The following is a 23,053-nucleotide window of genomic DNA, read 5'->3' on the forward strand; positions in this document are numbered from 1 at the left end:
CGTACCCATATCGTTTGAGATCAAAGGAGGTCCTCCATGCCGGCCGTCACCCACGACGAGTGGCTGCGGCGCGCCAAGGCGTTCCAGCTCTCCGGCGCCCACCACATCGCCGGCGCCGACGAGCCCGGGAACGGGGCGACGTTCCCGGTCGTGTCACCGCGTGACGGCCGGGTCCTCGCCGAGGTCCCGGACGCGGGCACCGCCGAGGTGGACGCGGCCGTCGCCGCCGCCCGGCGGGCCTTCGACACCGGCCCGTGGCCGCGCCTGGCACCGGCCGAGCGCGGCCGGGCCCTGCTCCGGATCGCCGACCTGCTCGAAGAGCGGCGCGAGGAACTGGCGTTGACCGTGAGCCTGGAGATGGGCAAACCGATCACGGACGCCTACGGCATCGAACTGCGCGCCGTCATCAGCACCTTCCGCTGGTACGGGCAACTCGCGGACAAACTCGCCGACTCCGCCCCGCACACCGCCCCGGACGCCCTCGCCCTGGTCACCCGGGAACCCGCCGGAGTGGTCGGGGCGGTCGTCCCCTGGAACTTCCCGCTGACATTGGCCGGCTGGAAGATCGCCCCGGCACTGGCCGCAGGCTGCACGGTCGTCCTGAAGCCCTCGGAGAACTCCCCGCTGTCCGCCCTGCTCCTGGGCCGCCTCGCCACCGAGGCCGGAATCCCGCCCGGCGTGATCAACGTCGTCACCGGCGACGGCCCGACCGCGGGCCGGGCCCTCGGCCTCCACCCCGACGTCGACGTCCTGGCGTTCACCGGCTCCACCGCCGTCGGCCGCCACTTCCTGCGCTACGCCGCCGACTCCAACCTCAAGCGCGTCTGGCTCGAACTCGGCGGCAAGTCGCCCAACATCGTCCTGCCCGACGCCCCCGACCTCGACCAGGCCGCCGCCACGGCCGCCTGGGGCATCTTCTTCAACCAGGGCGAGATGTGCACGGCGCCTTCTCGGCTGCTCGTGCACTCCTCGATCGCCGAGCGGGTCACCGAGGCCGTGGTCCGGCGGGCCCGCGAGCTGAAGGTGGGCGACCCGCTCGACCCGGAGACGGAGATGGGCGCGCTGGCCGGCCGGGCACACCTGGAGCGCGTACGCGACCACGTCCGTCATGGCGTCGAGGAGGGCGCCCGGCTGCGCACCGGCGGCGAACGCCTGCTCGCCGAGACGGGCGGGACGTATCTGGAGCCGACCGTCTTCGACCGTGTGGAGCCCGGCTCGCGACTGGCCCGGGAGGAGATCTTCGGTCCCGTCCTGTCCGTGCTCGCCTTCGACGACCTCGACGAGGCGGTCCGCCTCGCCAACGCCACCGAGTACGGCCTCGCCGCCGGCCTGTGGACCTCCGATCTGTCCACCGCCCACCGGGTCTCGCGCGCGCTCAAGGCCGGGACCGTCTGGGTCAACTGCTACGAGGAGGGCGATCTGACCGTGCCCTTCGGCGGCATGAAGCAGTCGGGCAACGGACGTGACAAGTCCGTCCACGCGCTGGAGAAGTACACCGAGCTCAAGACCACCTGGATCCAGCTGTGAGGCCCCTGATCGCGATCCCCGCCCGGTTCTCCGCACGGACCTCCGCTCTCCGGTACGCCGCCGAGGTCAACGCCCGTGCCCTGATCGAGGCGGTCTGGCGGGCCGGCGGCGAACCGGCGAGCATCCACCCGGCGGGCAGCGGCACCGCGGCCCGGCTCGCCCGCTTCGACGGCGTCCTGCTCCCCGGCGGCGGCGACCTCGCCCCCTCCCGCTACGGCGCCGCCGACACCCACGACACCGTCTACGACGTCGACACCCTCCAGGACACCTTCGACCTCGACGTCGCCCGCCACGCCCTGGAGTCGGGCCTGCCCCTGCTCGCGGTCTGCCGCGGCCTCCAGGCCGTCAACGTGGCCCTCGGCGGCACCCTGGAGCAGGACATGGGCGGCCCGGAACGCGAACACCGGCACCTCGTGCACCCCGTCATCCTGGAACCCGGCTCGGTCGTCGCCCGGTCCGCCGGCGTCGAGAAGACCGACGCGTCCTGCTATCACCACCAGCGCGTCGACCGCCTGGGCACGGACCTCCGCGTCACGGCCCGGGCGGCGGACGGCACCATCGAGGCCCTCGAACTCCCGGGCGCCAGGGGCTGGTTCACCGCCGTCCAGTGGCACCCGGAGGACACCGCCCACGAGGACCCCGCCCAGCAGGGCCTGTTCGACGCACTCGTCCGGGCCGCGGCCCGGTGAGGCCGCCGCGGGAGTCAGGCCCGGGGCCGCCGTCCGCTGCGCCGCGGCGCGGGCTCGGCGCCGCCCAGCAGGGACTGCCGCCGCTCCTCGCCCTGCTCCTCGACCTGGAGCACGACACTGCGCAGCCCTTCGGCGAGGCTGCGGCACTCCGCGTCGCTGAGCCGGGCCGTCACGAACGCCTCCTCCTCGTTGAACGCCGGAAAGACCCGCCGCATGAACGCGTCGCCCTCCTCGGTGAGGCTCAGCAGCACCAGCCGCCCGTCGCTCGGATGGTCCGCCCGCCGCAACAGCCCCCGCGACTCCAGCGTGCGCGCCACACCCGTCAGCGTGCCCTTGGAGATCCCCGCCTCCTCCGCCACGTGCCGGGTCTCCGACTCGCCCCACACCCAGACCACCCACAGCACCACGAAGGCCGTCCAGGTCAGGTCCGAACCGCGCAGCACCGAGTTCTCCAGGTGCTGCCGCACGGCGGACGCGGCCCGGTAGATGTTCGCCACCGCCGCCATCTGCTCCCGGCGGATCGGAACACCGCCGAGCTTCGCCGCTGCGAGCTTCTCGGCTTCGGTGATGGATCGGTGGCCCGGCACGGGCGGCTCCTTCGTCTGGTCGCGACGCGTCTCGCCCGGGCGGCGATGCGCGGGCGGTCGCGCTGAGTGCGCCGCCATACTCGCCGTCCGGTCGTTCGGACTCAAATTGTACGGAGATGAAAGGGAAACCCGACATGCTCACCCCTCCCCGCATGCTCCTCGTCCTCAGTGAGAACTGGACGCTGACCGGCGGCCGGGCCGATCTGCCCGCCGCCGTCCGCTGGGCCCGCGAGGCCGAGGACGCCGGCTTCGACGCGGTCATGGTCAGCGAGCACATCGTCCTCGGCCCCGACGCGGCGGCCGCCGGCATCATGGGAAACCCCCGCGACTACGCCCTCCCGGGCAACCAGGACCCGCACACCCCCTGGCCCAACTCCCTGCTGCTGCTCGCCGCCATCGCCTCCGTCACCTCCCGGCTGCGCCTGGCCGCCGCGGCCGTCCTCGCCCCGCTGCGGCACCCGCTGCTGCTCGCCCGCGAGCTCGGCACCCTCGACCTGATCAGCGAGGGGCGCCTCGTCGTACAGCCCACGGTCAGCTGGAGCAAGGACGAGTACGACGCCCTCGGCGTGCCCTTCGCCCGGCGCGGGCGACTCCTCGACGAGCACCTGGAGATCTGGGCGAAGGCCTGGGGCCCGTCCCCGATCTCCCACGACGGACCGCACTACCCCTTCCAGGACGTCTACTTCGAGCCCAAGGCCCACCGCCCGGACGGCCCCCGGCTCTGGTTCGGCGGACAGCGGCTGCACGGCCCCGTCCTGCGCCGCCTCGTGCGGTACGGCCACGGCTTCCACCCGCTCGGCCGTCCCACACCCGAGGACCTCCAGGCGCTCAAGGAGGCGATGGCCGCGGCAGGGCGGGACAGCGCGGACCTGGAGATGATCGGCGGCACCCGGGCCGTCTTCCCCGACGACCGCTCGCCGGCCGACCTCGGCGCGGCGCTCGCCGTCATCCCCGAGCAACTGGAGCAGGGCTTCACGACCTTCTGCGTCAAGCCGAACCAGTTCATCGACGACCCCGCCGGGGTGGGGGAGTTCTGCCGGGACGTCATGCGGCGCGTCGAGGGCCTGACCTCCTGACCGCCGCGGCCCGGATCACCGCTCGACGAACCGTGCCAGGTGATCCGGGTCCGGCCGCAGCAGCCCGTCCCGGACCGCGAGCGCCGTGGCCTGCGCGCGGGAGGCGCAGCCGGTCTTGCGCAGCAGATGCTCGACATGGCTGTGCACGGTCCGCGGGGACAGAAACAGCGCCTGCGCGATGGCCTGGTTGGTCTGCCCCGTGGCCGCCCGGGTGAGGACTTCCAGCTCCCGGGGGCTCAGCCCGTACGGCAGCTCCGTGGGCGTCTCGTGCACCAGCACCGCCTCGGACGCGAGGCCGGGTCCCGCCGGGTGCCGGTGCAGCACGACCCGCTGCCAGCCGCCGCCGGCCGGCCACAGCAGCCGCAGCCGCCGCCCGCCCGTGCCGGTGAAGGCGTCGAGCAGCGCGCGGAAGCCGCCTTCCTCCCGCAGCACCCGTGGCCGGTCACGGCCCGGCAGGTCGATCACCCCGCCGTCGCCGGTGACCAGGCTCGCCGCGTCCTCCTCCGCCAGGCCGTGCAGGTCACCGGCGTGGGCCAGCGGGTCGGCGAGCGCGGCCAGGGCGGGCATCACGGAGGCGAGGAGCCGGCGGGCGTCGGTGTCGTAGGCGTCCGCGCTCTCGGTGGAGAGGTGGACCAGGCCCACCAGTCGGCCCCGGTGCCGCAGCGCTCCCGTGACGCCGTCCCGGAAACCGGCCGGGCGGACCCGCTCGGCGTAGAACCAGCCGTGCCGGAAACGCGGCCCGGCGTCCTCGGTGTCCTCCGCGTCCTCGGAGATGGACGGTGGCAGCTCCCGCCGTACGACGTTGCGGTACCACGGCGTCGCGACGAACTCCCCGGCCAGGGCCTGCGAGGCCGCGGCGGTGTAGCCGATGCTCGCGACCTGGACGTGGGAGCCGGTCAGCGGGTCGATCGTGAGCAGGGTCGCCGCGTCCAGCGGCAGGGCGCGGGCGAGTTCGCGCAGGGCCTGCGCGGAGGCCGACGTGGTGTCGCGCTCGCGGGTGAGCATGCCGATGCGCGCTGCTGCCGCGATCTGGTGGTGGCTGGGCATGGCGAGCCTCCGGGCGGCTCCGACGTGATGTCGTTTGGGGCCTAACGATAGGGGGTCGGTCCGGGTCCGACAAGGTGTTCACCGAGTTGTCGAGTCAGGGGCCCGTGATCCGCCGGCTGTCGTTCGCAGTCGGTATTTGTACGGATGGTGCGGCGGGCCCGGCGGGACTTTCCTGTTCGGCACACCCGGACGCCCGCTCCAGCCGGGCCCGCCCCTCGGAGAGCCCCCGCCATGACCCCACCCCCGTCCACGGCCTCACGCCGACACTTCCTCGCCCTCTCCGCCGCCACCGCCCTGGCGGCCGCCGGATGCTCCGCACCGCAGAACACGGCCGCCTCGACCAGACCGTCGTCCTCCGGTGGCACCCGCCTGACGAAGATCGGACTCGACTACCCCTTCACCCAACTCCCGCTCTACTCCACCCTGGTGAAGCTATCCACCGCCCAGGCCAAGAAGCACGGCATCTCGCTGCTCACCACCAGCGACAACGCCAGCGCCGACACACAGGCGAGCAACCTCAACACCTGGGTCGCCCGCAAGGTCCCGGCGATCGTGTCCTTCCCCATGGTCTTCGAGGCGGCCGAGCCCATCGCCAAGGCGGCCCTGGACGCGGGACTGATCTGGGTCACCTACGGCGGCTCCCTGCAGCACCAGAGCGCCGACATCCAGTTCAGCTTCCGCAAGGGCGGCACCCTGCTCGGCGAGGCGGCGGCGAAGTGGGCCGAGGAACACCTCGGCGGCAAGGGCAAGATCGCCTTCCTCACCGACAGCACCATCGAGCTGGGCCGTGAACGCACCAAGGGCATGATCGACGCCTTCACCAGGCTGGCACCCGGCGTCGAGGTGGTGGCGCGGGAACAGGCCATCGACCCGGACACGGGCCTGTCGAAGACGAAGGCCATCCTCGCCAAGCACCCCGACCTCAACCTCGTCCTCGGCGTCACGGACGCCGCCGCGTACGGCGGATTCAAGGCCCTCCAGCAGGCGGGCCGCGCCGCCGACGACGCCAAGACCTTCGTCGGCGGCCAGGACGGCTCCGCACCCTCCCTCCTCGCCGTCAAGCAGGGCACCTTCTACCGGGCCTCCGCCGCGCTCGCGCCGAAGGACATCGCCGCCGCCATCGTCGACGTGCCGCGCGCCGTCGCCGCGGGCAAGGCGAACCCAAGCGCCCAGGTGCCGATCGCGCTCGTCCAGCGCGCCGACACCGCCGAGATCGACGCCCTGCTCGCGCAGAACGCCTAGGCCCGGCCGCCATGACGACCACGAACCTCCGTATCAGCGGCCTGGCCAAGTCCTTCGGTGGCGTCAGAGCCCTCGACGGCGTGGACCTCACCGTGCCCGCCGGGCAGGTGCACGCCCTCCTCGGCCACAACGGCGCCGGCAAGTCCACCCTCATCAAGTGCCTGGGCGGCGCCTACCCGCCCGACGCCGGCACGATCGAGGTGGGCGGCGCGTCGTACTCCCGCCTCACCCCGCGCGAGTCGATCGCGGCCGGCGTGGCGATCATCTTCCAGACACTGAGCGTGGTCGACGCTCTGACCGTGGCGGAGAACATCTTCCTCGGCCAGGAGTGGACCCGGTACGGCCGCATCGACCGGCGCGCCCAGGAGGAGGTCGCCGCCGGGCTGCTTCAGCGGGTCGCGGCCAGGTGTTCCCCGCGCGACCGGGTGGGCGATCTGCCCATGGGCCAGCGGCAGCTGGTCGAGATCGCCAAGGCCCTCAGCCGCAGCGCCTCCGTCCTGGTCCTCGACGAGCCGACCGCGGCCCTGTCCGGGGCCGAGACCGGCGCCCTGGCCGAACGCGTCGAGGACCTCCGCGCTCAGGGCCTCGCCATCGTCTACGTCACCCACCTGCTGTCGGAGGTGGAACGGCTCGCGGACGCGGTGACGGTACTGCGCGACGGCCGGGTGACCCACCAGGCCACGGTGGCGGGACAGACACGGCGTGACCTGGTGGAGGCGATCGCGGGCAGGCCGACGGAGGCCGTGCACGGGCCTGGGCGCGCTACGGACGCGGAAGCGCCAGAGGCGCGGCGCGGGACCAGCCCGGACACCGGAAGGCCGCAGCACGCGCCCGGACCGGGCGGGCACGACGCCCGTCGCATGTCGAGCCCGGACTCCCAGGATCCGAGGCGCACTCCCGGCCGAGACGAGCGCGACCCCGCGGCCACGCCAGGCCCTGACACGCCAGAGCCGCAGCGCACTCCGCCCCCGCCCCGGCTGGTCGTCGAAGCCCTGCGCGGCCCCGGCTTCGGGCCCGTCGGTCTCACCGTCGCCGAAGGCGAACGCGTCGGCCTGTTCGGGCTCATCGGCTCCGGCCGCACCCGCATCCTGGAGACGCTCTACGGCAGGCGCCGAGCCACCGCCGGAACCATCCGGGTCGGCGAACGCACCGTCAGCCCCGCCTGCCCGGCCGACGCGCTCGGCGCCGGAATCGCCCTCGTACCGGCGGACCGGCGCGCACAGGGCGTGTTCCCGTCGCTGTCCGCGCAGGACAACACGCTGCTGCCGGCCGTCCGGACCCTGGCCCGGTACAACGTACGGGCGTTGCGCACCGAACGGCGGGTGTTCGACGCGCTGGCCACGGCGGTCGGGCTGCGCCCGGCCCGGCCCGGGTTGCCCGCGGGCGCGTTCTCCGGGGGCAACCAGCAGAAGCTCGTGCTGGGCCGGTGGATCAACGAGGCGCGGCACGTGGACGTGCTGCTGCTGGACGAGCCGACCCAGGGCGTCGACGTGGGGGCCCGTCAGGAGATCTACCGGGTGGTGTCCGGGCTCGCCGCCGAGCGCGGCACCGCCGTGCTGTTCGCGTCCAGCGACCCCGAGGAGATCGTGGCGCTCGCCGACCGCTGCCTGATCGTCGCCCGGGGACGGATCGTCGGCGAACTCTCCGGCGCCGGACTCACCGAACAGGCCCTGCTCTCGGCGGTCCACGACGCCGACCCCGACCCCCTGCCCGCCGAAGGAGCAGCATGACCACCGCCGACCGCGTCCTCACGCGCCCGCGCCTGATCGCCACGGGCGGACTGACCACCGTACGCCGCAACCCGCTCCTCGTCGTGCTCGTCGCGATGGTGCTGGTCTTCCAGCTGACCACGGGCAGCTTCCTCGACCCCGCCAACCTCGGCGGCATCGCCACCGACGCCGCCACCCTCGCGATCGTCGCCGTCCCGCTGGCCCTGCTCGTCATCAGCGGGTACCTCGACCTGTCGGTCGGCTCCACGCTCGCCCTCGGCGGTCTTGTCGCGGGCTGGCTGGCCGGGCAGCACCACCAGTCGCCCGCCGTCGCCCTGCTCGGGGCGCTCGCCGCCGGCGCGGTGGTCGGCGCGGTGAACGGCGTCCTGTGCTGCTACTTCGGCCTGTCCGCGTTCATCGTCACGCTCGGCATGCTGACCGCCGTACGAGGTCTGGCACAGCAGTTGTTCCCGTTGCCGCTGAGCGGATTCGGCTCCGGGTTCGCCTGGATCGGCGGGGCGCGGATCGCCGGGATCGCGGCGCCGGTCGTCATCGCGGCCCTGGTGCTGGCGGCGGGTGCGCTGTTCCTCGCGTTCACCCCGGCCGGACGGCACGTCTTCGCCATCGGCGTCAACCGGGAGGCCGCCCACCTCTCCGGCATCCAGATCCGCCGCACTCCGTTCGCGCTGTTCGTCGTCACCGGCGTGGCCGCCGCCCTGGCCGGTGCCGTCAAGGCGTCGGTACTGGACAGCGTGGTGGCCGGAACCTCGGGATCCGGTTTTGAGCTGGCCGTGCTCACCGCCGTGCTGGTCGGCGGAGTGGCCCTCACCGGCGGCTCCGGCTCGATCCTCGGCGTCCTGCTCGGCGTGCTCTTCCTCGGCGGCCTGCAGAACGGCCTGACCCTGCTGAACGTGCCGACGTTCTGGCAGCAGATGGCCCAGGGCGTCGCGCTGGTGGCCGGCGCGGCCCTGGCCTACTTCGCACCCCGCAAGGGGCGCTGACCCAACCTCCCCCTGAAAAGAGGTCACCGTGAGCGACACCGCACCCGTGAGTGAGACCGCACCCGTGAGCGACACCGCCCCCACCCTCGTCCTGACCGGAGGGCAGGTCCTCACCGTCGACGCCGGCTTCACCGTCGCCGAAGGCGTCGCCGTACGCGGCCGGGACATCCTGGCCGTCGGCAGCGACGCGGAGATGCGCGCCCTGGCCGGGCCCGGCACCCGGATCGTCGAACTGGGCGGCCGGACCGTGCTGCCGGGCATCAACGACTCGCATCTGCACGGAGCCGCCTACGGGATGACGAAGCCGCCGTTCGCCATCGACGTCGGCCATCCGGCGGTGGGTTCCCTTGCCGACATCGCCGCGGCCGTGGCCCGGGCGGCACGGGACGTCCCGGACGGAGAGTGGATCGTCGGCCTGGGCTGGGACCCCGGTTACCTCGCCGAGTGCCTGGCCGACCCGGGCCGTTTCCCGCACCGCCGGGACCTGGACGCGGTGGCGCCGGGCCACCCGGTCTGCCTGACGGACTTCTCCTCGCACATGGTGTGGGCCAACTCCGAGGCGCTGCGCCGCTGCGGCATCGACGCGGACACCGCGCCCCCGCCCGGCGGCGTCATCGACCACGACCCCGACGGCCGGCCGACCGGCATCCTGCGCGAGGCCGCAGGGCGGCTCGTCCAGGCCGCCCTGCCCGCCCCCACGCTCGCCCAGCGCCGTCAGGCGATCCAGGGCGTGATCCGCGAGCTGCACTCCCGCGGCATCACCAGCTACACCGAGCCCGGCCTCGGCCCAGGCGGCGCCGGCACCCTCTTCGGCGGCCTGAGCACCGACAACTGGACCGCGTACGCAGACCTCGCGGCGAGCGGCGAACTCCGGGCGCGCGTCAGCGTCCTGCTGCTGCCCGCCCCCATGGGCGGCTCCGCCGACGACGTCCGCAAGGGCCTGGCCGAACTGCGCCGCCCCGAGTCCGCCGACCCCCGGCTGCTGCGGGCCATCGGTGTCAAGATCTTCGGCGACGGAGTACCGCCCAACCGCACGGCCTGGATGAACGAGCCCTACCCGGAGGGCGGCCACGGCGCCCTGTGCGTCCACGGCGACACCCCCGGTCTTCAGGCCGACGAACTGCGCGAGATGATCCGGGTCGCCCACGAGGCCGGTTTCCAGCTCGGCGTGCACGTCACCGGCGACCGTGCCATCGACACGGTGGTGGACGCCTTCGTCGCCGCCGACCGGGCCGCGCCCCGCCCCGACGCCCGCCACTACGTCATCCACGGCGACTTCATCAGCCCCGGCAGCCTGGCCGAGCTCGCCGCACACGGCTACGGCGTCAACATGAACCCCGCCATCAAGTGGACCATCTCCGACCTGATGGACGAGGTCGTGGGCCCCGAACGCTCCGCCTACCAGTGGCCGGTGCGTTCCGCGCTCGATGCCGGAGTACGGGTCTGCGCCAGCTCCGACGCGCCGATCACCGAACCCGACTGGCGACAGGGCGTGGCCTCGATGATGCTCCGCGAGTCCAAGGCCAGCGGACGCCCCAGCGGCCCCGAACAGTGCGTGCCGCTCGCCGACGCCCTGCGCGCCTACACCGCCACCCCGGCCTGGCAGGACTTCGCCGACGACTGGAAGGGCACCGTCGAACCGGGCAGGGCCGCCGACCTGTGCGTCCTGGACCGACCGCTGCTGGGCCTCGACCCGCACGACATCACCGAAGTCCAGGTGGATCTCACGGTGTTCGACGGACGGGTGGTCTTCGAGCGCTGAGCTTGCACCTCCGAGCGCTGAGCTTGCACCTCACAGCGGGCCGCCGACCGGCGGCCCGCTGTGCGTGGCGCCGCCATGGCGTCACAACGGCACCGCTGGAAGCCACCCCGCTGTCAATGTGGCGCCACGATACAGCAGATCAAGCAGAAAATGCCAGGTCAGATACCTTAGCGCCACGGAAGTGCCAATCTGGCTCGCCATGATGCCATTGATGTGCCATCATGGCGCCATGGACCTCACGCCCTACGTCGACAACCTCCGGCACGAGCTCGCCGTCGCCGCGGACGCCGGCGGTGACGACGCTCGTGCCCTCGCCGAGCGGCTCACCGCCCCCCTGGAGTCCGCCGCCCGCCTGACCCTCCTCAACGCACTGTCGGCCGCCATGGGCGAGGTCACCCGGGAGCTCGCGCCGGGCTCGGTCGATGTGCGGCTGCGCGGACTCGACCCCGAGTTCGTGGTGACGCCGCCGCCCGCACCCGAGCCGTTCCGGGAGGTGCGGGAGCCGGTCGCGGCCGCCGCCCCCGCGTCGCCCCCGCCGCCCGCGGACGCCGACGACGGCGCCATGGCGCGGATCAACTTCCGCCTCCCCGCCCACCTCAAGGCCCGCGCCGAGGACGCCGCGGCGGCGGAGGGCCTGTCGGTCAACGCCTGGCTGGTACGGGCCGTGTCCACCGCCCTCGACGGCGGGGCGCGCACGAGCCCGCGGGGCCGCGGCAAGGACTCGGGCAGCCGGGGCTTCACCGGCTGGGTCCGCTAGGGCCGCAGGTCCACCTCCCTCCCACCGGCGGATCGCCGACCCCGCCGACGTGACTCATCACCCGCCCCACCGGCGGGATCACTCACCCATGCCAAGAGGACGGGACAGTCATGCCTGCTTTCGACACCCCCGAACCGATCTCCGCCATCCTCGAGTTGGACGCCGGGACCGCCCGCATCACCGCGGGCAAGCGCACCGACACGGTCGTGGAAGTGCTGCCGCGCAACGGCTCCGACGACAACGACGTACGCGCCGTGCAGCAGACCCAGGTCACCTTCTCGGGCGGCCGCCTCACGGTCAGGACGCCCAGGAAGCGGCCCCTGTTCGGCAAGCCGGGCGCCGTCGAGGTGAGCGTCGAACTGCCCGCGGGGTCCGATGTCCGGGCCACGGCGGCCCTGGGCGGTTTCTTCTGCGAGGGCCGATTCGGGGACGTCACGCTCAAGACCTCGCTCGGCGACATCCAGGCCGACGAGGTGGCCGGCGCGAACCTCAGGACCGACCTCGGCGACATCCGTCTGGTCCGCTCGACCGGGGACGTCGAGGTCATCGGCTCGGGCCGGATCGAGATCGGCACCGTCGCCGGCGCGGCGACCGTCAAGAACGCCAACGGCGCGACCGAGATCGGTGAGGTGACCGGAGGCCTGAAGACCAACGCGGCCAACGGCGAGATCTCCGTCGGCATCGCACACAGCAGCGTCGACGCCAAGTCCGCCAACGGCCGGATCGAGATCGGCGTCGCCCGCGCCGGGGTCGAAGCGATGTGCTCCAACGGCCGCATCCGCGTCGGCGACGTCACCCGCGGCCGGATCGACCTTCGCACCTCCGTCGGCGACCTCGAAGTGGGCATCCACGAGGGCACCGCGGCCTGGCTCGACCTGAACACCAAGTACGGCACGGTACGCAACACGCTCGGCTCCGCCACCGGCCCCGCGGACTCCGACGAGACCGTCGAGGTGTACGGCCGGACCTCGACCGGCGACATCATCATCCGCCGCGCCTGACCGGGCGTACCCCCAACTCCCCACCCCCGAAAGGGAAGCGGCATGACCGCCACTCAGACATCCGCGCCGATCGGCGCGAACACGACGGCACCGGCGATCACCGCCACCGGACTGCGCAAGTCCTACGGCGACAAGCTCGTGCTGGACGGCATCGACCTGAACATCGCCGAAGGCACCGTCTTCGCCCTGCTCGGGCCCAACGGCGCCGGCAAGACCACCACGGTGGAGATCCTCTCCACGCTCATCGACGCCGACGCGGGCGAGGCCTGGGTCGCGGGCCGCCATCTGACCCGGGCCGCCGACGCGGTGCGCTCCGCGATCGGCGTCACCGGCCAGTTCTCGGCCGTCGACAATCTGCTGACCGCCGAGGAGAACCTGCTCCTCATGGCGGATCTGCACCACCTCGACCGGCGGGAAGGCAAACGGCGGGCCGAGGACCTGCTGCGCCGCTTCGACCTGTCCGACGTCGTGGGCAGGACCGCCGCCACCTTCTCCGGCGGCATGCGGCGCAAGCTGGACCTGGCGATGACCCTGGTCGGCGATCCGCGGATCATCTTCCTCGACGAACCCACCACCGGACTCGACCCGCGCAGCCGGCGCACCATGTGGGAGATCATCCGCGGACTCGTCACCGACGAGGGCGTGACCGTCTTCCTGACCACCCAGTACCTCGAAGAGGCGGACCAACTCGCCGACTGCATCGCGGTGCTGGACCACGGCAGGCTGATCGCCGAGGGCACCGCCGACGAACTGAAGCAGCGCATTCCCGGCGGCCACATCCGGGTGCGATTCGCCGACGCCCAGAGCCTGGACACCGCCGCGGGCGTCTTCGGCATCGCCACACGCGACGCGGACTCCCTCACCCTCCAGATCCCCGGCGACGGCTCCCTCCCCACCCTGCGGGCCGTCCTCGACACCCTGGAGTCCACCGCCGTCCAGGCCGAGTGGCTCACCGTGCACACCCCCGATCTCGACGACGTCTTCCTGACCCTCACCGGCCGGCCCCGCCCCGCCGACACCGTCGCAGCGCCCAAGGAGAACGCCTGATGGCCACCCTGTCCTACGCCGCCAAAGACTCCAGGACGATGGTGCGGCGCAACCTCAAGAAGGCCCTGCGCTACCCGTCCCTGACGCTCACCGTCGTCATCATGCCCATCATGATGCTGCTGCTGTTCAACTACGCCTTCGGCACCGCCCTGGGCAGCGGCATCGGATCGTCGGCCGCCGGCGGCGGCGAGTACATCGACTACCTCGCGCCCGGCATCATCCTGATGGCCGCCACGTCCGGCGCCCTGACCACCGCGATCAGCGTCTGCGTCGACAAGACCGAAGGCATCGTCAACCGCTTCCGCACGATGCCGATCTCCCGCGCCTCGTTCCTGACCGGGCATGTCGTCGGCGGCGTGATCCAGACGATGACCAGCGTCGCCCTCGTCATCGCCGTCGCGCTCCTCGTGGGTTTCCGCCCCGACGCCACGCCCGTCGAATGGTTCGCCGCGATCGGCCTGCTCGCCCTGCTCACCCTGGCGCTGACCTGGCTCTCCGCCGCTATCGGCCTGATCGCCAAGAACGTCGAGACCGCCAGCAACATCCCGATGCCGCTGACGTTCCTGCCGTTCATCGGCAGCGCCATCGTGCCGCCCGATTCGATGCCCGCCGGCCTGCGCTGGTTCGCCGAGTACCAGCCGTTCACCCCGATCATCGAGACCCTGCGCGGCCTGTGGCTCGGCACCGGGGTCGGCTCCAGCGCGGCCATCGGCCTCGCCTGGTGCGTGGCGCTCACCGTGGTCGGCTACCTGTGGGCGCGCCGCACCTTCAAGGCCGGCGCAAAGCGGTAACCACCTGTCTCCTCAGGCCACTTCGCACCCATCCACATCGCCGCCCGACGATCCCAGGAGGACCCCATGTCGTACGACCCGACGGCCGCCGACACCACCGCCGCCACTGCCGAAGAGCCGCCCACCCTGCCCACCGACCGGCACACCGGCTGCCCCTTCGACCCGCCCGCCGAACTCACCGCGCTGAGCGACCAGCCGCTGCGCCGCATGCGCTACGCCGACGGACACCTCGGCTGGCTGGCCACCGGACACGCCGCGGCCCGCGCGATCCTGGCCGACCCGCGCTTCAGCTCACGCTACGAACTCATGCACCTGCCGGTACCGATCGCAGGGATGTCACAGGAACTGCCGCCGGCGCCGGTCGGCGACCTCACCGGCCTCGATGCCCCCGAACACACCCGCTACCGGCGCCTGCTCACCGGCAAGTTCACCGTCCGACGCATGCGTCAACTCACCGAGCGCGTCGAGGGGTTAACCACCGAGTGCCTGGACGCCATGGAGCAGGCCGGGCCCACGGCCGACCTGGTCGAGGCGTTCGCACAGCCCGTGCCCGCGCTCATGATCTGCGAGCTGCTCGGCGTGCCGTACGCCGACCGTGAGCGCTTCCAGAGCCAGGTGGCGACCGTCTTCGACCAGACGGCGGAGGCGGAGGCGAAGGGCGAGGCCTATACGGCGCTGCTCCAGTACCTGAACGAACTGGTCCTCGCCAAGCGCGCCGAGCCCACCGACGACCTGCTCAGCGATCTGACCACCTCCGACCTCACCGACGAGGAACTGGCCGGAATCGGCGGACTGCTGCTCGCCGCCGGGCTCGACACCACCGCGAACATGCTCGGCCTCGGCACCTTCGCCCTGCTGAGCAACCCCGACCAGCTTCAGACTCTGCGCGCTGACCCGGGCCTCGCCGAGCAGACCGTGGAGGAACTGCTGCGCTACCTCAGCGTGGCCGACCCGATTCCGCGGGCAGCGCTCGAGGACGTCGAGGTGGCGGGCCAACTCGTCAGGGCGGGCGAGACGGTGACCGTTTCCGTGCAGGCCGCCAACCGCGACCCGCACCGGTTCCCCGACCCCGACCGGCTCGACATCCACCGAAAGGCCACCGGACACCTGGCCTTCGGCCACGGCGCCCACCAGTGCCTGGGCCAGCAGCTCGCCCGCGTCGAGATGACCGTCGCGTTCCCGGCGCTCTTCGCCCGCTTCCCCACCCTGCGCCTCGCGGTGCCGCCGCAGGAGGTGCCGCTGCGCGAGCGCTCCAACATCTACGGTGTGATCAGCCTGCCCGTCACCTGGGACGAGGAGTAGCCGCATGAGCGACCCACGACAGCCGCTGCGTCTCAGCGCCGACCGTGACCGCTGCGCGGGCGCCGGCATGTGCGCCCTGACGGCTCCCGAGGTCTTCGACCAGGACGACGAGGAAGGCCTGGTGGTGCTCCTGCACCCCGTGCCGGCACCCGAGCACCAGGCCGCCGCCCGGATGGCCGTCGGCCTCTGCCCCGCCGGAGCCATCGCCCTGGACTCCCCGGATTCCACGGCCCCGTAGCGACCGTGGCCGATCAGCGAGTCACGCCGCCCGCACCGCCGCCCGCCGCGATCCCCACCGCCGGGTCCGGTACCTCCCGGTCACCCGGCACACCGCGTAGATGCCGAACGAGATCGTCGTGACGTAGGGGCTGATGGGAATGCTGCTGCCCAGCGCGAGCAGGATGCCGCCCTCGATCGAGGCCACGGCGAACAGCACGCTCAGCACGGGCAGCAGCACCGGCGACGCGGTGACGCGGGCGGCGGCCGCGGCCGGGGTGACGACCAGCGTGAGCACCAGCAGCGCGCCGACGACCTGCACCGACAGCGCGACCGCCAGGCCGAGGACCAGCATGAACGCGAAGGACAGCGCACGCACCGGCACCCCGCGTGCCTGCGCCACGTCCGGGTCCGTGCTGGCGAAGGCGAGCGGACGCCACATGACCGCCAGGGCGATCAGGACCAGTACGGACGTGCCGAGCAGCCACGACATCTGCGGGGTGTCCACGGCGACGATCTGACCGGTGAGCAGCCCGAACTTGTTGGCCGCCCGGCCCTTGTAGAGGGCGAGGAAGAGCACGCCGAGACCCAGCCCGAACGGCATGATGATGCCGATCACCGAGTTGCGGTCCCGGGCCCGGGTCCCCAGCACCCCGATGGCGCCGGCCGCGAGGAGCGAACCGGCGATCGAACCCGCCACGATGTTCGCGTCCAGCAGCAGGGCGGCCGACGCGCCCGCGAAGGACAGTTCGCTGATGCCGTGCACCGCGAACGGCAGGTCCCGCATCAGGACGAAGACCCCGGCCAGCCCGCCCACGAGACCGAGGGCCACGCCGGCGATGAGGGAGTTGCGGACCAGGGTCAACAGCTCGCCGTAGTCGGTGAAGTCGAAGATCTGCTGCCAGATCCCGTCGGCGAGCGTCATGCGCGCACTCCGTCCGTCTCGTGAACCTGCCCGGGATGGTGCGGCGGCCCGGCCGGCTCGTCGGGGGCCCCGGCGACGACGACCCGGCCCCGTACGCGCACCACGTCGACCTGCGTGCCGTAGAGCCGGGACAGCGACTCGGAGGTCAGCACCTCGTCCGGGGTGCCGACGCGGTGGCCGCCGGGGGCCAGGTAGAGCACCCGGTCGACCAGCCCCAGCACCGGGTTGATCTCGTGGGTCACGAAGACCACGGCCGTGCCGTGGGAGCGGCGCCGGGCGTCGATCAGCTCGGTGACGGCCCGCTGGTGGTTCAGGTCGAGGGACAGCAGCGGCTCGTCGCACAGCAGGATGCGCGGGTCGGTCGCCAGGGCCTGCCCGATGCGCACGCGCTGCCGTTCGCCGCCGGACAGCATGCCGAGCGGGACGTCGGCGTAGGCCGCGGCCCCGACCGACTCGAGGATCTCGTCCACCCGGCGGTGGACCGCGCCGCTGCGCAGGCGCGGCCCGAAGCGGTGCCCGTCGATGCCGAACCGCACGAGGTCCCGGGCGCGCAGCAGGGCCTGCGCGGACAGTGCCGCCTGCTGCGGGACGTAGCCGATGTGCCGGGCGGCCTCTCGAGCGGACCGGCCGAGGACGGTCAGCGTCCCGGCGGACAGCGGCCGACGGCCCAGCAGCGCCCGTACGAAACTGGTCTTGCCCGCTCCGTTCGGCCCCAGCACGGCCAGGAACTCCCCGGCCCGTACGTCGAGGTCGAGGCCGCTCCACACCGTGCGGTCGCCGTAGGACAGGGCCGCGCCGCGCAGACTGACGACAGGAGCGCCGTCCTGCCGGACCGCCGGGGTCACTGGGCCAGCGCGCTCGCGAGCGCGTCGACGTTGGCGGTCATCCAGCCGAGGTAGTCCTTGCCCTTCGGCAGGGTCTCGGTGACGGGCACGACGGGGATGCCGGCCGTCTTGGCCGCCGCCTCGGTCTTCTCGGTCTGCGGGCCGGAGGTCTGCTCGTTGTAGACGAGTGCCTTGACCTTCCTGCCGCTGAACAGGGCCAGATTCTGCTGCAGGATCCGGGGCGAGACGTCGTCGCCCTCCTCGATCGCCTCGCTGAACGCCGCGGGCGTCTTGTTCACCAGGCCGCTCGCCTCGGTCATGTACAGCGGCACGGGCTCGGTGATCGCCACCGCCTCACCGCCGTGCTCCTTCTTGATCCGTGCCTCCTTCGCCTCCAGGGGCGCGAGCCGGGCCTTGAAGGCGGTGGCGTTCTTCCCGAAGGCTGCCGCGTCGGCCGGGTCGGCCTTGGCGAGGGCCGCGGATATGCGGTCGGCGACGCGGGCGACGGTGGGGAAGTCGTACCAGACGTGCTCGTTCAGCTCGCCGCCCTTCGGCGCGGTTCTGCCGGACACCCGCACCGCGTTGATCACCTGGGCGGAGTCGTTGTGGCCGCTCTTCAGCATGCGGTCGACGAAGTCGTCGTAGCCGCCGCCGTTCTCGACGACGACCTTCGCCTTGGACAGGGCCAGCTGGTTCTGGGTGTCGGCCTCGTAGGAGTGCGGGTCCTGGTCGGGGTCGCTGATGACCGAGGTGACGTCGACCTTGTCGGCGCCGATGCTGCGCACGATGTCGCCGTAGACGTTCGTGGAGGCGACCACGGGCACCTTGGCCGAGGCGCTCTTGGCGTCGGCGGAGTCCGACGAGCTGCCGCAGCCCGCGAGAAGGGCCAGTGACGCGCTGGTCAGCAGCGCCAGGCGGCGGGACGTGGACAGGGGCATGGCTCCTCCATGACGGATGTGCAGAGGGGGTGTCCGGCATGCGCCACGCTAGATGGCAATGAATGTCAAGAGCGGGTTCTGGCCGAAGTCATGTGAAAACCATTGCCTGTTGTTGACGGAGGGATTGGACTGTCAGTCCAGAGCATGGACGTGTAGTCTAATGGCATGCGAGACACTCTGGCCGCGGAACGAGAGGCGATCCTCGCCGCGCTGACGCCGGTCGTCGAAGGGATCGCCGCGACCTTCGGGCCGGTCTGCGAAGTCGTGCTGCACGACTACCGGAACCCGGAGAAGTCGGTCGTCGCCGTGGCCGGATCGGTGACCGGGCGGACGGTGGGCGGCGCGATGAGCGAGATCGGCATGCGCGTCCTCGCCCACGGCGACGAGGCGACCGACGAACTGAACTACGTCACGCGCACCCGGAACGGGGCGCTGGTCAAGTCCTCCACGATGGTGCTGCGGGACTCCACGGGAGCCGTGTTCGGCGCGCTCTGCGTCAACGTGGACGTCAGCGCCGTCAGCCAGGTCCACGGCCTGCTCGGCGCGCTCGCCGGACTCGGCGCGGCCCCCGCGGAGCTGCCGACCACCACTTTCGGCAACGACATCGACTCCGTGGTCGACGCCCTCGTCGACGCCCACCAGTCGAAACAGCGCGGCAGTTGGGCGGAGCTCGACCGCGCGGAGCGCCTGGAGCTGTTCGGCGGGCTGGACACCCGCGGTGTCTTCGCCGTGCGCGGCGCGGTCGAGCAGGTCGCCGCCCGGCTCGGCATCTCCCGCGCCTCCGCCTACAACTACCTCTCCCAGGCCCGGGCCGCCCACGGCACGACTTCCGACCCTTCCGCTGGAGGACAAGCGTGACGACCACCACCCCACCGGTCACCCTCGACGACGTCCGGGACGCCGCCGCCCGGCTCCAGGGCGTCGCCCACCGCACGCCCGTCCTGCGCTCCTGCACCCTGGACGCGCTCGCCGGTGCCGAGATCCACCTCAAGTGCGAGAACTTCCAGCGTGTCGGCGCCTTCAAGTTCCGCGGCGCCTACAACGCCGCCTCCCGCCTCACCCCCGACCAGCTGTCCCGGGGCATCGCCGCCTACTCCTCCGGCAACCACGCCCAGGCCGTCGCCCTGGCCGCCCGCGAGCTCGGCACCACCGCCGTGATCGTCATGCCGGAGGACGCCCCGCCGTCCAAGCGGGCGGCCACCGCCGGCTACGGCGCCGAGATCGTCACCTACGACCGCTACACCGGCGACCGCGTCGCCATCGCCGAGGCCCTGGCCGCCGAGCGGGGTCTCGCCGTCATCCCGCCCTACGAGCATCCGCACATCATGGCCGGGCAGGGCACCGCCGCACTCGAACTCCTCGAAGAAGCGGGGGAGCTGGGGGCGTTGCTGACACCGGTCGGCGGCGGCGGGCTCATGGCCGGCAGTGCCACGGTGGCCAAGGGCCTGCACCCGGACATCCGGATGATCGGCGTCGAACCGGAGGCCGGGGACGACACCAAGCGCTCGCTTGAGGCAGGCCGGCGCATCAGCATCCCGGTGCCGCACACCATCGCCGACGGACAGGCCCTGCACACACCCGGCGAACTCACCTTCTCCGTCAACCGGCGGCTCGTCGACGACATCGTCCTGGTCACCGACGACGAGATCCGGGACGCGATGCGGTTCGCCTTCGAACGCCTGAAGATCGTCGTCGAGCCGAGCGGCGCCACCCCGCTGGCCGCCCTGCTCACCGGCCGCGCGGGCCCTCTCCCACGCCGCGTCGGCGTCATCGTCTCCGGCGGCAACATCGACGCCGAGCGCTTCGCCGACCTCTGCGGACGTCAGGCCTGAGCGGGCGGTCCCCCGGTTGGCGGCCCCGGATGGACGGGCGGACGATTGAGGAGTAGGGGGCCGACCGCCGACAGCGGTGTCCAGGGCCGCGGGGAGACCGGCCCCGGCCGCGGCACACCGCGGCCTGAAGGGAGCGAGTCATGTTGGAAGTGAAGACGCTCGACAAGCCGGACGAGCGGCGTGATTTCCCCCGCGGTCACATGGAAGCCGTCCACATGACGGACCTCGACTTCGCCGTGGCGACGTTCGAGCCCGGCTGGCGCTGGTCCGAGTCCGTGGCCCCGATCGCGGGCACCGAGAGCTGCCAGATGCACCACAACGGCTATGTCCTCCAAGGCCGCATGCGCATCCGCATGGACGACGGCGGCGAGGTCGAGGTCGGTCCCGGCGACGTCTACGTCGTCTCGCCCGGACACGACGCCTGGGTCGTGGGCGACGAGCAGACCGTGGTCTACGACTTCCAGGGGCAGACGGCGAGGGAGTTCGCGAAGAAGACCAAGTAGCGCCGGTCGGCCCGCGCCGACCCGTCACATGGTGAGCCCGCCGCGCCTGATCACACCGGCAGCAGCCGCCCCACCAGCGCGCTCAGCTGCCGGGCGGTCCGGCACTCGTGCATCTCGACCAGCTCGGCGTACGCGGGTGCGGCGGAATCGCCGGTGCCCCAGCGGGAACGCTGCTCGGGGTTCAGCCAGTAGACGCGGCGGGCCTGTTCGGCGATCTGCCGGACGGCCGGCAGGTTCGGGTCGCTCATGTTCGTGCGGGCGTCACCGAGGACGAAGACGGTCGTGCGCGGCCCGACCGCGTCACCGTAGCGCTCCGCGAACTCGCCCAGCGCCATGCCGTAGTCGCTGCTGCCGTGCCAGCCCGTGAGCGTGGCCTCCGCCTCGATACGGGCACCGAGCCCTTCCGGGTCCGCGGTGCCGTGCCGCAGGAGTCCGGTCACCTCGTCGATCCGGTTGACGAAGGCGAACACCCGCACCTTGCTGAACTGGTCGTGCAGCGCCTGCACCAGCAGCATCGTGAAGTCCGAGAAACCGGACACCGACCCCGACACATCGCACAGCAGCACCAGTTCGGGGCGGGCGGGACGCCGTCTGCGCAGGACCGGCTTCATCGGCACCCCGCCCGTCGACAGCGAACCGCGCAGGGTCCGCCGCAGGTCGATCGTGCCCCGGGAGGCGCGGCGGCGCCGGGCCGCGAGCCGGGTGGCGAGCTTGCGGGCGAGCGGCTGAACCGTCCTGCGCAGCTCGGCCAGCCGGGCCTGTCCCGCGAACAGGAAGTCGACCTGGTCGGCGGTCGGGGCCACCGCCCGCCGGGCGATCTCGCGCCGGCCGCGCCGCTCGGCGACCCGGCGCCGCGCCTCCGCGGCCACCAGCGCGCGGAAGCTCTCGATCCGCCGCCGGATCTCGTCCTCCAGCAGCCGGTCCGCGAACCCCGGACTCCCGCCCCGACCGCGCATGTCGTCGCGGACCCGGGCGAGCAGGGTCTGCGGGCGCAGCCGTTCGAGCGTCTGGTACGACGACCAGCCGTCCGACTCCGGCGCGCAGCCGTAGCCGCCGAAACCGTCGACCGCCTCGACGGCCAGTCGGCCCAGCAGCGCCTGGTCGTCGGCGGCGAGTGCGGCCGCCAGCCGGTCGCGCAGCTCGTCCCGTCCCGCGGCCTTCTGCTCCGGGTCGCCGACGCCGCGCGGGAAGTACAGGTCGAAGACCGGGTCGAACACCTGCCGCCCACCGGTGCCGTGCAGCAGAGTCGCCGCGAGCCCCTCCCGCAGCAGCTCCCGGTCCGCCAGTCCGAGCGCCTCGACCGCCCGCGCCGCGTCGACCGTCTCGCCGGTGCCGATCCGGATGCCGTGCGCCCGCAGCGCCCCGACCAGGGACGTCAGCCGCTCCGCGACGCCCGCCGGCGTGGTCACAGGGCCTCCAGGTCGAGCTTGGCGGTCGCCTTGAGCACGTCGTCCTGGTGCTTGAGGAGCACGCCGAGGGTGGACCGCACGACCGTCTCGTCCAGCGTGCCCGCGCCGAGGGCGAGCAGTGTGCGCGCCCAGTCGATGGTCTCGGCGACCGACGGCACCTTGCGCAGGTCCATCGCCCGCAGCGCGCCCACGACCCGGACGACCGAGCGGGCCAGCGCCTCGTCGAGCCCCGGCACCTTCAGCCGTACGATCCGGCGCTCCAACTCCTCCTCGGGGAAGCCGATGTGCAGGAAGAGACAGCGGCGGCGCAGCGCCTCGGACAGCTCCCGGCTCGCGTTGGAGGTGAGGACGACGAAGGGCCGGCGCGTCGCGGTGATGGTGCCCAGCTCGGGCACGGTCACCTGGAAGTCGCTGAGCACCTCCAGGAGCAGGCCCTCCACCTCGACGTCCGCCTTGTCGGTCTCGTCGATCAGCAGCACCTTCGCCTCGTCGCCCCGGATGGCGGTCAGCAGCGGCCGCGTGAGCAGGAACTCCTCGCTGAAGATGTCCGTGCGCGCCTCGTCCCACGTCTCGTCGCGGCCCGCGCTGATGCGCAGAAGCTGCTTGGCGTGGTTCCACTCGTACAGCGCCCGGGACTCGTCGACGCCCTCGTAGCACTGGAGGCGTACGAGTCGGGCCCCTGCGACCTCGGCGACGGCCTTGGCGAGCTCCGTCTTGCCGACGCCGGCCGGGCCCTCCACCAGCAGCGGCTTGCCCAACCGGTCGGCGAGGAAGACGGTCGTGGCTACGGCGGGCGAGGCGAGATAGCCGGTCTCGGCCAGGCGTGCGGAGACGTCGTCGACGGATGTGAACAACGGGGCCTCCAGGC

Annotated in this window: 23 protein-coding genes; 16 read left to right on the top strand and 7 right to left on the bottom strand. The window is 72.6% G+C overall.

From position 1 onward, the window contains the following. Window positions 1–36: 36 nt before the first annotated feature. Entirely contained in the window at window positions 37–1,527 is a 1,491-nt protein-coding gene (locus tag PV963_RS40965; protein ID WP_274821506.1) for an aldehyde dehydrogenase, read from the top strand. Beyond that, complete coding sequence (locus PV963_RS40970; RefSeq protein WP_274821507.1) at window positions 1,524–2,216, top strand: gamma-glutamyl-gamma-aminobutyrate hydrolase family protein; 693 nt, start codon at window positions 1,524–1,526, stop codon at window positions 2,214–2,216. Before PV963_RS40965 ends, PV963_RS40970 begins: the two co-directional genes overlap by 4 nt. A 14-nt stretch (window positions 2,217–2,230) precedes the next feature. On the opposite strand, the gene PV963_RS40975 is transcribed toward PV963_RS40970, so the two are convergent. Continuing rightward, window positions 2,231–2,803: a MarR family winged helix-turn-helix transcriptional regulator gene (locus PV963_RS40975; protein WP_274821508.1), complete on the bottom strand. Its 573-nt coding sequence runs from the start codon at window positions 2,801–2,803 to the stop codon at window positions 2,231–2,233. 134 nt (window positions 2,804–2,937) lie between these two features. Between PV963_RS40975 and PV963_RS40980 the strand changes: the two genes are divergently transcribed. After that, window positions 2,938–3,879 (top strand): TIGR03619 family F420-dependent LLM class oxidoreductase, encoded by a 942-nt coding sequence (locus PV963_RS40980; RefSeq protein WP_274821509.1) that lies wholly within the window; start codon window positions 2,938–2,940, stop codon window positions 3,877–3,879. Window positions 3,880–3,894: 15 nt separating this feature from the next. Here the strand turns inward: PV963_RS40980 and PV963_RS40985 are convergent, their stop codons facing one another. Beyond that, on the bottom strand, window positions 3,895–4,926 hold the full coding sequence (locus PV963_RS40985; protein ID WP_274821510.1) for a helix-turn-helix transcriptional regulator: 1,032 nt from the start codon (window positions 4,924–4,926) through the stop codon (window positions 3,895–3,897). A gap of 231 nt (window positions 4,927–5,157) precedes the next feature. Between PV963_RS40985 and PV963_RS40990 the strand changes: the two genes are divergently transcribed. The 10 genes from PV963_RS40990 to PV963_RS41035 all read left to right on the top strand — a co-directional run bounded on the left by PV963_RS40990 (window position 5,158) and on the right by PV963_RS41035 (window position 15,776). Beyond that, window positions 5,158–6,168, top strand: coding sequence for a sugar ABC transporter substrate-binding protein (locus tag PV963_RS40990; protein WP_274821511.1), 1,011 nt, complete (start codon window positions 5,158–5,160; stop codon window positions 6,166–6,168). 11 nt (window positions 6,169–6,179) lie between these two features. Next, window positions 6,180–7,898: a sugar ABC transporter ATP-binding protein gene (locus PV963_RS40995; RefSeq protein ID WP_274821512.1), complete on the top strand. Its 1,719-nt coding sequence runs from the start codon at window positions 6,180–6,182 to the stop codon at window positions 7,896–7,898. Next, on the top strand, window positions 7,895–8,878 hold the full coding sequence (locus PV963_RS41000) for an ABC transporter permease (protein ID WP_274821513.1): 984 nt from the start codon (window positions 7,895–7,897) through the stop codon (window positions 8,876–8,878). Before PV963_RS40995 ends, PV963_RS41000 begins: the two co-directional genes overlap by 4 nt. Window positions 8,879–8,942: 64 nt before the next feature. Next, a complete protein-coding gene (locus PV963_RS41005) occupies window positions 8,943–10,640 on the top strand; it encodes an amidohydrolase (RefSeq protein ID WP_274822271.1) in 1,698 nt (565 codons plus the stop codon). A 229-nt stretch (window positions 10,641–10,869) separates the two neighbouring features. After that, window positions 10,870–11,397 (top strand): toxin-antitoxin system HicB family antitoxin, encoded by a 528-nt coding sequence (locus PV963_RS41010; RefSeq protein WP_274821514.1) that lies wholly within the window; start codon window positions 10,870–10,872, stop codon window positions 11,395–11,397. Window positions 11,398–11,507: 110 nt separating this feature from the next. Then, window positions 11,508–12,398: a DUF4097 family beta strand repeat-containing protein gene (locus PV963_RS41015; RefSeq protein WP_274821515.1), complete on the top strand. Its 891-nt coding sequence runs from the start codon at window positions 11,508–11,510 to the stop codon at window positions 12,396–12,398. A gap of 42 nt (window positions 12,399–12,440) precedes the next feature. Continuing rightward, complete coding sequence (locus PV963_RS41020) at window positions 12,441–13,445, top strand: ATP-binding cassette domain-containing protein (RefSeq protein WP_274821516.1); 1,005 nt, start codon at window positions 12,441–12,443, stop codon at window positions 13,443–13,445. Then, complete coding sequence (locus tag PV963_RS41025) at window positions 13,445–14,236, top strand: ABC transporter permease (RefSeq protein WP_274821517.1); 792 nt, start codon at window positions 13,445–13,447, stop codon at window positions 14,234–14,236. The genes PV963_RS41020 and PV963_RS41025 overlap by 1 nt, the downstream gene beginning before the upstream one ends. A 66-nt stretch (window positions 14,237–14,302) precedes the next feature. Then, window positions 14,303–15,538, top strand: coding sequence for a cytochrome P450 (locus PV963_RS41030; protein WP_274821518.1), 1,236 nt, complete (start codon window positions 14,303–14,305; stop codon window positions 15,536–15,538). A gap of 4 nt (window positions 15,539–15,542) precedes the next feature. After that, complete coding sequence (locus PV963_RS41035; RefSeq protein WP_274821519.1) at window positions 15,543–15,776, top strand: ferredoxin; 234 nt, start codon at window positions 15,543–15,545, stop codon at window positions 15,774–15,776. A gap of 21 nt (window positions 15,777–15,797) precedes the next feature. On the opposite strand, the gene PV963_RS41040 is transcribed toward PV963_RS41035, so the two are convergent. The 3 genes from PV963_RS41040 to PV963_RS41050 are packed head-to-tail and all read right to left on the bottom strand — an operon-like array spanning window position 15,798 to window position 18,441. Next, window positions 15,798–16,679 (bottom strand): metal ABC transporter permease, encoded by an 882-nt coding sequence (locus tag PV963_RS41040; protein ID WP_274821520.1) that lies wholly within the window; start codon window positions 16,677–16,679, stop codon window positions 15,798–15,800. Further along, on the bottom strand, window positions 16,676–17,524 hold the full coding sequence (locus PV963_RS41045; RefSeq protein ID WP_274821521.1) for a metal ABC transporter ATP-binding protein: 849 nt from the start codon (window positions 17,522–17,524) through the stop codon (window positions 16,676–16,678). The genes PV963_RS41040 and PV963_RS41045 overlap by 4 nt, the downstream gene beginning before the upstream one ends. After that, entirely contained in the window at window positions 17,521–18,441 is a 921-nt protein-coding gene (locus tag PV963_RS41050; protein WP_274821522.1) for a metal ABC transporter solute-binding protein, Zn/Mn family, read from the bottom strand. Before PV963_RS41050 ends, PV963_RS41045 begins: the two co-directional genes overlap by 4 nt. A 165-nt stretch (window positions 18,442–18,606) precedes the next feature. Between PV963_RS41050 and PV963_RS41055 the strand changes: the two genes are divergently transcribed. The 3 genes from PV963_RS41055 to PV963_RS41065 all read left to right on the top strand — a co-directional run bounded on the left by PV963_RS41055 (window position 18,607) and on the right by PV963_RS41065 (window position 20,776). Continuing rightward, on the top strand, window positions 18,607–19,299 hold the full coding sequence (locus tag PV963_RS41055; protein ID WP_274821523.1) for a helix-turn-helix transcriptional regulator: 693 nt from the start codon (window positions 18,607–18,609) through the stop codon (window positions 19,297–19,299). Beyond that, window positions 19,296–20,273, top strand: coding sequence for a pyridoxal-phosphate dependent enzyme (locus PV963_RS41060; RefSeq protein WP_274821524.1), 978 nt, complete (start codon window positions 19,296–19,298; stop codon window positions 20,271–20,273). Before PV963_RS41055 ends, PV963_RS41060 begins: the two co-directional genes overlap by 4 nt. A 140-nt stretch (window positions 20,274–20,413) precedes the next feature. Then, window positions 20,414–20,776: a cupin domain-containing protein gene (locus PV963_RS41065; RefSeq protein ID WP_274821525.1), complete on the top strand. Its 363-nt coding sequence runs from the start codon at window positions 20,414–20,416 to the stop codon at window positions 20,774–20,776. 50 nt (window positions 20,777–20,826) lie between these two features. Here PV963_RS41065 and PV963_RS41070 read toward each other — a convergent pair whose 3' ends face one another. Together PV963_RS41070 and PV963_RS41075 are read right to left on the bottom strand one after the other, a co-directional pair. Then, a complete protein-coding gene (locus tag PV963_RS41070; RefSeq protein WP_274821526.1) occupies window positions 20,827–22,185 on the bottom strand; it encodes a vWA domain-containing protein in 1,359 nt (452 codons plus the stop codon). Continuing rightward, window positions 22,182–23,039 (bottom strand): AAA family ATPase, encoded by an 858-nt coding sequence (locus PV963_RS41075; RefSeq protein WP_274821527.1) that lies wholly within the window; start codon window positions 23,037–23,039, stop codon window positions 22,182–22,184. The genes PV963_RS41070 and PV963_RS41075 overlap by 4 nt, the downstream gene beginning before the upstream one ends. Between the last annotated feature and the right edge of the window lie 14 nt (window positions 23,040–23,053).

Origin of the sequence: Streptomyces coeruleorubidus (assembly GCF_028885415.1) — a bacterium.
GTDB lineage: Bacteria > Actinomycetota > Actinomycetes > Streptomycetales > Streptomycetaceae > Streptomyces > Streptomyces coeruleorubidus_A.

Coding starts and splice junctions, on each gene's coding strand:
- PV963_RS40965 (WP_274821506.1), top strand. CDS start 37: ATGCCGGCCGTCACCCACGACGAGTGGCTGCGGCGCGCCAAGGCGTTC.
- PV963_RS40980 (WP_274821509.1), top strand. CDS start 2,938: ATGCTCACCCCTCCCCGCATGCTCCTCGTCCTCAGTGAGAACTGGACG.
- PV963_RS40985 (WP_274821510.1), bottom strand. CDS start 4,926: ATGCCCAGCCACCACCAGATCGCGGCAGCAGCGCGCATCGGCATGCTC.
- PV963_RS40990 (WP_274821511.1), top strand. CDS start 5,158: ATGACCCCACCCCCGTCCACGGCCTCACGCCGACACTTCCTCGCCCTC.
- PV963_RS40995 (WP_274821512.1), top strand. CDS start 6,180: ATGACGACCACGAACCTCCGTATCAGCGGCCTGGCCAAGTCCTTCGGT.
- PV963_RS41000 (WP_274821513.1), top strand. CDS start 7,895: ATGACCACCGCCGACCGCGTCCTCACGCGCCCGCGCCTGATCGCCACG.
- PV963_RS41010 (WP_274821514.1), top strand. CDS start 10,870: ATGGACCTCACGCCCTACGTCGACAACCTCCGGCACGAGCTCGCCGTC.
- PV963_RS41015 (WP_274821515.1), top strand. CDS start 11,508: ATGCCTGCTTTCGACACCCCCGAACCGATCTCCGCCATCCTCGAGTTG.
- PV963_RS41020 (WP_274821516.1), top strand. CDS start 12,441: ATGACCGCCACTCAGACATCCGCGCCGATCGGCGCGAACACGACGGCA.
- PV963_RS41025 (WP_274821517.1), top strand. CDS start 13,445: ATGGCCACCCTGTCCTACGCCGCCAAAGACTCCAGGACGATGGTGCGG.
- PV963_RS41030 (WP_274821518.1), top strand. CDS start 14,303: ATGTCGTACGACCCGACGGCCGCCGACACCACCGCCGCCACTGCCGAA.
- PV963_RS41035 (WP_274821519.1), top strand. CDS start 15,543: ATGAGCGACCCACGACAGCCGCTGCGTCTCAGCGCCGACCGTGACCGC.
- PV963_RS41040 (WP_274821520.1), bottom strand. CDS start 16,679: ATGACGCTCGCCGACGGGATCTGGCAGCAGATCTTCGACTTCACCGAC.
- PV963_RS41050 (WP_274821522.1), bottom strand. CDS start 18,441: ATGCCCCTGTCCACGTCCCGCCGCCTGGCGCTGCTGACCAGCGCGTCA.
- PV963_RS41055 (WP_274821523.1), top strand. CDS start 18,607: ATGCGAGACACTCTGGCCGCGGAACGAGAGGCGATCCTCGCCGCGCTG.
- PV963_RS41065 (WP_274821525.1), top strand. CDS start 20,414: ATGTTGGAAGTGAAGACGCTCGACAAGCCGGACGAGCGGCGTGATTTC.